This is a genomic window from Shewanella sp. SM32, from assembly GCF_025654235.1.
GTDB classification, from domain to species: domain Bacteria; phylum Pseudomonadota; class Gammaproteobacteria; order Enterobacterales; family Shewanellaceae; genus Shewanella; species Shewanella oncorhynchi.
In genome coordinates this window covers 1-6,953 of record NZ_JAKKRO010000103.1, presented here as the reverse complement: position 1 = coordinate 6,953, position 6,953 = coordinate 1, and the positions used below count along the sequence as shown (strand labels likewise).

Annotated in this window: 7 protein-coding genes and 3 pseudogenes; 7 read left to right on the top strand and 3 right to left on the bottom strand. The window is 42.6% G+C overall.

Annotated features, from left to right (window positions below; genetic code table 11):
* Positions 1-229, top strand: a pseudogene (locus L5M10_RS22885) (IS4 family transposase); the annotation flags it as partial.
* Positions 230-236: 7 nt separating this feature from the next.
* Here L5M10_RS22885 and L5M10_RS22880 read toward each other — a convergent pair.
* Positions 237-626 (bottom strand): annotated as a pseudogene (locus L5M10_RS22880) (cytochrome C); the annotation flags it as partial.
* A 549-nt stretch (positions 627-1,175) separates the two neighbouring features.
* Between L5M10_RS22880 and L5M10_RS22875 the strand changes: the two are divergent.
* The 4 genes from L5M10_RS22875 to L5M10_RS22860 all read left to right on the top strand — a co-directional run bounded on the left by L5M10_RS22875 (position 1,176) and on the right by L5M10_RS22860 (position 5,049).
* Positions 1,176-3,275 carry a heme lyase CcmF/NrfE family subunit gene (locus L5M10_RS22875; protein WP_263256012.1) on the top strand — a complete coding sequence of 700 codons (2,100 nt, stop codon included), beginning with the start codon at positions 1,176-1,178 and terminating at the stop codon, positions 3,273-3,275.
* Complete coding sequence (locus tag L5M10_RS22870) at positions 3,275-3,694, top strand: cytochrome c-type biogenesis protein CcmH (RefSeq protein ID WP_105250353.1); 420 nt, start codon at positions 3,275-3,277, stop codon at positions 3,692-3,694. The genes L5M10_RS22875 and L5M10_RS22870 overlap by 1 nt, the downstream gene beginning before the upstream one ends.
* Positions 3,695-3,711: 17 nt before the next feature.
* The gene (locus tag L5M10_RS22865; RefSeq protein WP_105250354.1) at positions 3,712-4,296 is read left to right on the top strand and encodes a TlpA family protein disulfide reductase; all 585 of its coding nucleotides are present in this window, start codon (positions 3,712-3,714) and stop codon (positions 4,294-4,296) included.
* Positions 4,297-4,470: 174 nt separating this feature from the next.
* A complete protein-coding gene (locus L5M10_RS22860; RefSeq protein ID WP_105250355.1) occupies positions 4,471-5,049 on the top strand; it encodes a nucleoside triphosphate pyrophosphohydrolase family protein in 579 nt (192 codons plus the stop codon).
* 73 nt (positions 5,050-5,122) lie between these two features.
* Here the strand turns inward: L5M10_RS22860 and L5M10_RS22855 are convergent, their stop codons facing one another.
* Together L5M10_RS22855 and L5M10_RS22850 are read right to left on the bottom strand one after the other, a co-directional pair.
* On the bottom strand, positions 5,123-5,341 hold the full coding sequence (locus L5M10_RS22855; RefSeq protein ID WP_168827743.1) for a helix-turn-helix domain-containing protein: 219 nt from the start codon (positions 5,339-5,341) through the stop codon (positions 5,123-5,125).
* A 2-nt stretch (positions 5,342-5,343) separates the two neighbouring features.
* A complete protein-coding gene (locus L5M10_RS22850) occupies positions 5,344-5,862 on the bottom strand; it encodes a DUF2975 domain-containing protein (protein WP_173247795.1) in 519 nt (172 codons plus the stop codon).
* 158 nt (positions 5,863-6,020) lie between these two features.
* Here L5M10_RS22850 and L5M10_RS22845 point away from each other — a divergent pair, with 158 nt between their 5' ends.
* Together L5M10_RS22845 and L5M10_RS22840 are read left to right on the top strand one after the other, a co-directional pair.
* Positions 6,021-6,773, top strand: a complete 753-nt coding sequence (locus L5M10_RS22845) for a TolB family protein (protein WP_263256011.1) — start codon at positions 6,021-6,023, stop codon at positions 6,771-6,773.
* A gap of 38 nt (positions 6,774-6,811) precedes the next feature.
* Positions 6,812-6,953, top strand: a pseudogene (locus L5M10_RS22840) (IS4 family transposase); the annotation flags it as partial.

Here is a 6,953-nt window from a genome sequence, read left to right as displayed (position 1 = left end):
GGTTCAATGCCTGTTGTGGCTAGTTGGTTTACACGCACAGCAACAGGGCTGGGATAAGCATTTTCAGGCCAATACCATTGGGCATCGAACGGTACTCTCAACGATTCGCTTGGGATTGGAGGTACTCAGGCGGCCTGATTATCAAATCACGGAGAAAGAATTGCTGGCGGCCTGGGTATTATTCGCCAATCAGTTGCTCAAATATGGCTATGCTATGGCTGATTTATGAGGGGATCCTTCAGTGCCATAGGGCGATTGCCCTCTTGATGTTGGCTATATTTTTGGCTATCACCACCGTGTAAGTATTCTTCACCACGGTCACTGACCTTATAGGTTCCTTTTAAACGACCTTGCTCGGCATATTTAAATACCGGATGATTTTCAAAAAGAAAATCAAACAACTCTTTTTCCTGAACAATATAATCCTGCAGTGTTCTTACACCACGGGACTCTAGTGTTAGATCGGGATTAGCCATAATTTCCTGAGCTTCCGCACTCTGTTGTTTATTACCATAGCCAGGCTTTACCTCGCCCGGTTTAGCATCGGATGCTATTCCGGCCACACTGACGATAGTACCTAAACAAAACAGCACGCTGAGTGCTATTTTGGATTTCCATCGTTTCATCATTCACTCCTAATTATCATTAGTTTTATATTTTCCACTGAACCTAATTGCTCACTGAGCGACATAAACAATTGACCAGTTACAGCATGGTGGAGGCAAAAAACCATTAAAAATCAGAGCTAGAGCACACTAAATTTGCGCTGATAAATCAAGATGAATAAAATCAATTAAAACAAATAAAATACAATAACTTATAAAATTAATGCCATTTGTTTTTTAGAAGTTAAAAAGCACATTTCAGTTATAAAAAAAACTAAAAATGCGTTTTATTTTTCAAAAAACATCAAGCGTAAAAAGGAATGATTTAATAACGGATAAGATCACATTATTAAATGCAAAACTCGACTAATCTTAAAATCAACAGTGATTAAAGCTTGTGATTAAACTGACTTTTACTACGAATAACTTATATGTACATTTAAAATCATAAGAAAATAACTCAAGTTTCTGAGCAAATTTAATAAAAATCAGCATGTGAAAATCACATAGGTAAAATAGCCAACTGTAAACACTATATTACCGCGACCACATTATTCTAAGGCATAATAAATGACAACTATGCTTCCAGAAATTGGACATATATTACTGATCATTAGTAGCGTATTGGCATTATTTTCTGCAGCACTGACCTTAATCGGTGTTAAGCAGAATAATGCCTATCTGGTGGGATTAAGCCCGACACTCTTTAGAGCCATATTTACCTCAGTATTTGCTTCACTTCTTTGCTTAATTTATTGCTTTATGACTGATGATTTTTCTGTTGCTTATGTCGCAAACCACTCGAATAGCCAATTAGCATTGGGTTATAAAGTGGCCGCCGTTTGGGGCAGCCACGAAGGGTCAATGCTGTTTTGGATATTTGCGATTGCCCTTTGGGGGGCGATCATCAGTTATCGCATAAAGATGGCGGATTGCACTCAAGATAAGGCCAGCGATAAATACCAAGACGCCCTGTATTTTGCGAGACTGTTGGCTATTTTGGCATTAGTGATCCTTGGTTTTAACTTATTTTTACTCTTTACCTCTAATCCCTTTGCCCGCTTATTACCTAACATTCCGATTGAAGGGCGAGATCTTAACCCCATTTTGCAAGACATAGGACTCATACTGCATCCGCCCATGCTCTTTCTTGGTTATGTTGGCCTCACCGTTTGCTTTGCTGCAGCGTTAGCATCACTGCTCGGTGGTGGTTTTAATACTCGTCAAATTAACTATTTACGACCTTGGGTATTATTAGCGTGGGTGTTTCTAACGGGCGGCAATGCCTTTGGATCTTGGTGGGCCTATAACGAACTGGGTTGGGGTGGTTGGTGGTTTTGGGATCCGGTAGAAAACGCCTCCTTTATTCCTTGGCTTGTGGCAACAGCATTAGTGCATTCCCTCATTCTCACTCAACGTACTCATGGCTTTAAAATCACGACTTTGCTGCTGTGCTTATTGGCATTTTCACTCAGTTTACTCGGTAGCTTTTTGGTGCGCTCCGGCATAGTGCAATCGGTACATGCCTTTGCCGCCGATCCGACCCGTGGCATGTCAATCCTCTGCTTATTAGTGATTTTTGTTGGGGCTGCGTTACTCATTTTTGCACTCAAAGCCCATCATTTAAAACAGGATGTGACTTTCGCGCTTTTCAGTAAGGAAACGCTGTTACTGCTCGGGATCGTTATCTTAGTCGTAGCAGCGTTTTCCGTATTACTCGGTACATTTTACCCTTTGATCTATGAGCTACTGGATTTAGGCACACTTTCAGTGGGCGCCCCATATTTCAACGCTATATTTGTCCCCCTCACTTTCTTGCTTGTCCTGTTAATGGGCATTGCGCCCTTAGTGCAATGGCAAATAGTGCAATGGCAAAATGCCTCAAAGACTCGTATCACTTCCTTGCTCATTCCTAGCCTAGTGATATTAGCCGTCGCTGGCTGGGTAAGCTTACAGGCCGCCTCGGGCAATAGCTTATTTTTACTCCTTGGCACTGCCGCAGCACTTTGGTTGCTAGTGTGTTTATTGCTCACGATATTGGCAGCCTCGGGATTAGGTAGACGAATATATGCCCGTCAATTAACACAAAACTGCAGCGAACATGGCTTAAATCCTCCCGTTAAGTCATCAAAACAAGGGTTTGTCGCCATGCTATTCGCCCACTTTGGGGTGGCTATCACTATTATTGGAGCGACATCCGTCTCCTTTTTTGAACAGGAAGCCCTACTCAGAATGGGGCCTGGTCAAGGTAAGCCTTTGGCGAGTTATGTCTTAGTTTATGAAAGCACAGAGAATGTTGAAACGAGCAGCTTTACCGCCATTCAAGCCAATATCAGTATCCGCGATGCCACGAATGATGAACGGGTTTTAGGCTATATCACACCACAACGACAAACCTTTAAAAGTAATGGGATGGAAATGTCCCACGCGGGTATCGACCACGGTTTATGGCGGGATATTTATGTGTCCATGGGGCTGCAATTAAGTGATAACGAATACCTTATCCGTATCAGCTATAAACCCCTTGCGAGTTGGATCTGGCTTGGTGCCCTATTTATGATGCTAGGTGGGGCGATTGCCGCTTGGCCTACTCGTCGTTTCAGCTCTCAAGCTGATTTAACAACCTTATTTAGCCTATCCCATCACAAACCAAAGGAGACGCTTGCCTAATGAATCCAATATTGCGCTTTTTAGTCTTACTGCTCCCTATCACCTTATGTGGGATAGGGATCCCATGCTTATCCGTAGCGCAAGCTCAGCCCATATCAAGCCTTTCCTACCAGCAACAGGCAATAGATATCAGTAAAGTGCTGCGTTGCCCTATGGCGACGAATCAAAGCCTATTTGAATCACAGGCGCCAATCGCCCACGAGCTCAAAGCACAAATATTCTCGATGCTGGAACAGGGGCAAAGCCAAGATGAGATTATCGATTTTATGGTGCAACGCTATGGTCAAAAAATCCGTTATCAACCTGAATTTAAGGCCTCCACCTTCGCACTTTGGTTTGGGCCACTGCTGTTATTAGTGCTTGGTGTTGGGTTGTGTCTCGCATTGGTAACCCGTAGAAAAACACAAACGACTATTTAAAAGTAAAGGATAACCAGATGAAATTACACTATTTTCCCTTTGTTCTACTCGTGTGTTTAGGTCTGTTTTCTAATAGCAGCTCAGCCCACTCACTAGACAATAAACTCTACAGTACGGGAGAGCCCCTCCCTAAGCCCCTTGTGATGACTGGTTTTATAGAAATGCAGCACGCACGCGGCGTACCAGAAGTTCCCTTTATTGATGAATCAGGACAAACCCAAACCCTAAAACAGCACCAAGGAAAATTGGTTTTAGTCAATCTTTGGGCAACCTGGTGTGCCCCCTGTTTAAGGGAAATTCCAGAACTCCAAAAACTTAAGCAGCAGTATCAAGGGAAGAATATCGCCATCATTCCAATCTCTATCGATGAAGAATCTAAAGATGTACGCCCTTTTCTTAACCAACATGGCTTTAGCGGCTATGCCACTTGGCTTGACCCGGAGCAAAACATAGAACAAATCATTCCCGCGAATGTCGTACCCGCCAGTTATATTTTTGATGCTAAGGGTAATCTTGTCGGTTTTGTGCGGGGATATCTCGATTGGGCTGATAAAGACGTTGGCCCTTATCTTGATCAACTGATTGCCAAATACGGCCAATAATCACCAAGTAACACAGGCTCACAATATATTTCTCCATTCGGTCATCCGCCAAAATTTACCGAAACCCGCTGCCGCCTATTTGGCTGCGGGTATTTTTATCTCTACCCCATCTTTGTATTCTGCGACGCATTTCTTTAAAATTGCCGCCAAACTCTTTATTTCAAGGCAAATCAGATGAAACTCACCCGCTTAACTCAACCTATTTATGACCACTTATATCGTGATATCAGTGAGTTTCGTAGCACCTTCGACTTGCCCGTTAATGATGTTGATTCTTTAGATGACAAGGCCGACACCTTACATACTTCACTGATTATTGAGGAGTTAACTGAACTAGCCGAAGCCGATAGCCGTATCGAGCAAGCCGATGCCATAGTCGATTCTGTGTATGTGTTAATGGGGCGTTTAGTGCATTTAGGCGCACAAGCCATGACAGACAGACTCGAAATCAGTTACCTGATTGACTTGTTGCTATGCGTGGCTCAAAACCGTGAAATCGACTTTATTAGCTGCTGGGATGAAGTCCACTCGAGCAATATGAGTAAAGTGTGCCGTAACGAGCAAGAACTGGCCGAGACCATTGCCTTCTATGCCAAGCAAGGTGTTGAAATTGTCGGTAGTCAGCAAGGTGATTTCATCATAGCCAAATGCGCTAAAGATGTTGAAATGGCAGGTAAAGTGGTTCGCCAAGGTAAGGTACTAAAATCGGTTTACTACCGCCCAGCGGATCTGACTACACTGGTTAAAGCCTAACCACGGCAGGCCTAGGATAGCACTTAACTAAGTGCGTCCTAGGATGTGTTGAACAAGGCTAAAACGGCAGAACTCAGTCCAATGTATCACTCTTACGATATTCTAAAATATCCCCAGGCTGGCACGACAGGTACTCACAAATACTCGCCAGTGTTTCAAAACGCACGCCTTTCACCTTGCCACGTTTTAGCAGGGATAAATTCGCTTCGGTAATGCCAACCGCTTTGGCAAGCTCCTTAGAACTCACCTTCCGTATCGCCATCATGACGTCTAAATTAACGATAATGTCCAAAATTACACAAACTCTTTGTTTTCTGCCTCAAAATCTCGGGCAGCTTTAAGCAAATAAACAATCAGCAACATCAATAAAATCGTAGTGATATTGCCAAAATCGAGCGCCAAGTCGATACGGGTATCCTCAAAAAGCGACTTGTGATAGTAACCTACGCCTAAGGTTTGCAGTATCTCTATCACTAAGGCGGCAACCTTAAGCCAAACCAACCACAGATAACAATGCATACTTTCGTCGCTAAAAAACAAGCCGTCTTGATAGTAGGCTAATAATTTTTGCAGCCAATAAACACCCAGTAAAAACGTGATAAACAATGGACTTAACATTAACAGCAACAGGGTTTGACTCGCATCAGGCGATACCCATAGCGCTTGTAACAATCCATTATTCGATCCAAAACGTATCTCATCATGGACTAAGTAGCTATAACCCAGATACACCACCACAATCGTAGCGGCTAACAAAATCACCCACCGGAAAAATGCACTGATTTTTATTAACTTTTCTATGTTTTTATTCATCACTCAATCCTAGATTTAATTCAATCCCAGCGCTCTCTAACCTTGGCTAGTATACTCGTTCGGTAAAATATATTGCAAAGAAATATAATTTTATTGTTTTACGATAATTAATTTTCGTATTAACATGATGTCACTTCTAACAACTCAAGGTTACAACAATGCGATTATCCTCCTTCACAAGCCAGTTATGCAGTGCTGCTATTGCCGCTATGCTACTCGCAAGCTGTTCAACCTCAACCACTGAGCAAAAAGCCAATACGGATAGGCTTAACAGCCAGCAAGCCCAAGTGCCGCTCATTCCCATCGAAGATTTTTTCAATGAGCAAAATATTCACCATTTAAAAATGTCCGCCGACGGTAAATGGTTAGCCTTCACAAAGGAATACCAAGGTGCGAGCAATATTTATGTAATGGCGGATAAAAGCAATCTTGCAAGTGCGACACTCTTAACGCAGTCCATTGAACCTATTAAAGAATTTGAATGGTCATCAAACAGTAACGAACTCTTTTTTATGAAAGATAAAGGGGGAAATGAAAACACCCAAATTTTTAAACTCAGCTTTGAAACTCCCCAAGGCAAAATAGAGCCAAAAGAGCAGCAACTGACGCACAATGACAAGGTGAAATACAGCGTCATGGAACAGCCCAAGGATAACCCTGAGCAGCTGGTTGTGATGGCGAACCACGATGAATCGAGTCGGATGGATATCTATTGGCTCAACACCCATGATGGCAAGCTAACGCCTATTTTTGAAAACCACTTAAACTTGGTGCAAATGAAGTTTAATAAACAAGGGTATCCCGTTATTGGCAGTAGCACTAATCTAGATAACAGCTATAGCCCTGAAGAATCCCCTGATGATTTACAAATAAATCATCAAATTAGGGTGGAAGCGCATCTTGTTGCATGATCAAATGGTTTCGCTAAAAACTACACTTGGACAACAAGATGCGCGAAGCCAATATCCTACAACATTCTTTACACCAATACTGCCCAGAACTTCACCTAAAACGATTAAACAGCTTGATGCTGGCCTCTAAGGCACTGATTGAATGTAAGACACTGACCTTGACTGAGTTAGGTCGATCGA

Coding starts and splice junctions, on each gene's coding strand:
- L5M10_RS22875 (WP_263256012.1), top strand. CDS start 1,176: ATGACAACTATGCTTCCAGAAATTGGACATATATTACTGATCATTAGT.
- L5M10_RS22870 (WP_105250353.1), top strand. CDS start 3,275: ATGAATCCAATATTGCGCTTTTTAGTCTTACTGCTCCCTATCACCTTA.
- L5M10_RS22860 (WP_105250355.1), top strand. CDS start 4,471: ATGAAACTCACCCGCTTAACTCAACCTATTTATGACCACTTATATCGT.
- L5M10_RS22865 (WP_105250354.1), top strand. CDS start 3,712: ATGAAATTACACTATTTTCCCTTTGTTCTACTCGTGTGTTTAGGTCTG.
- L5M10_RS22845 (WP_263256011.1), top strand. CDS start 6,021: ATGCGATTATCCTCCTTCACAAGCCAGTTATGCAGTGCTGCTATTGCC.
- L5M10_RS22850 (WP_173247795.1), bottom strand. CDS start 5,862: ATGAATAAAAACATAGAAAAGTTAATAAAAATCAGTGCATTTTTCCGG.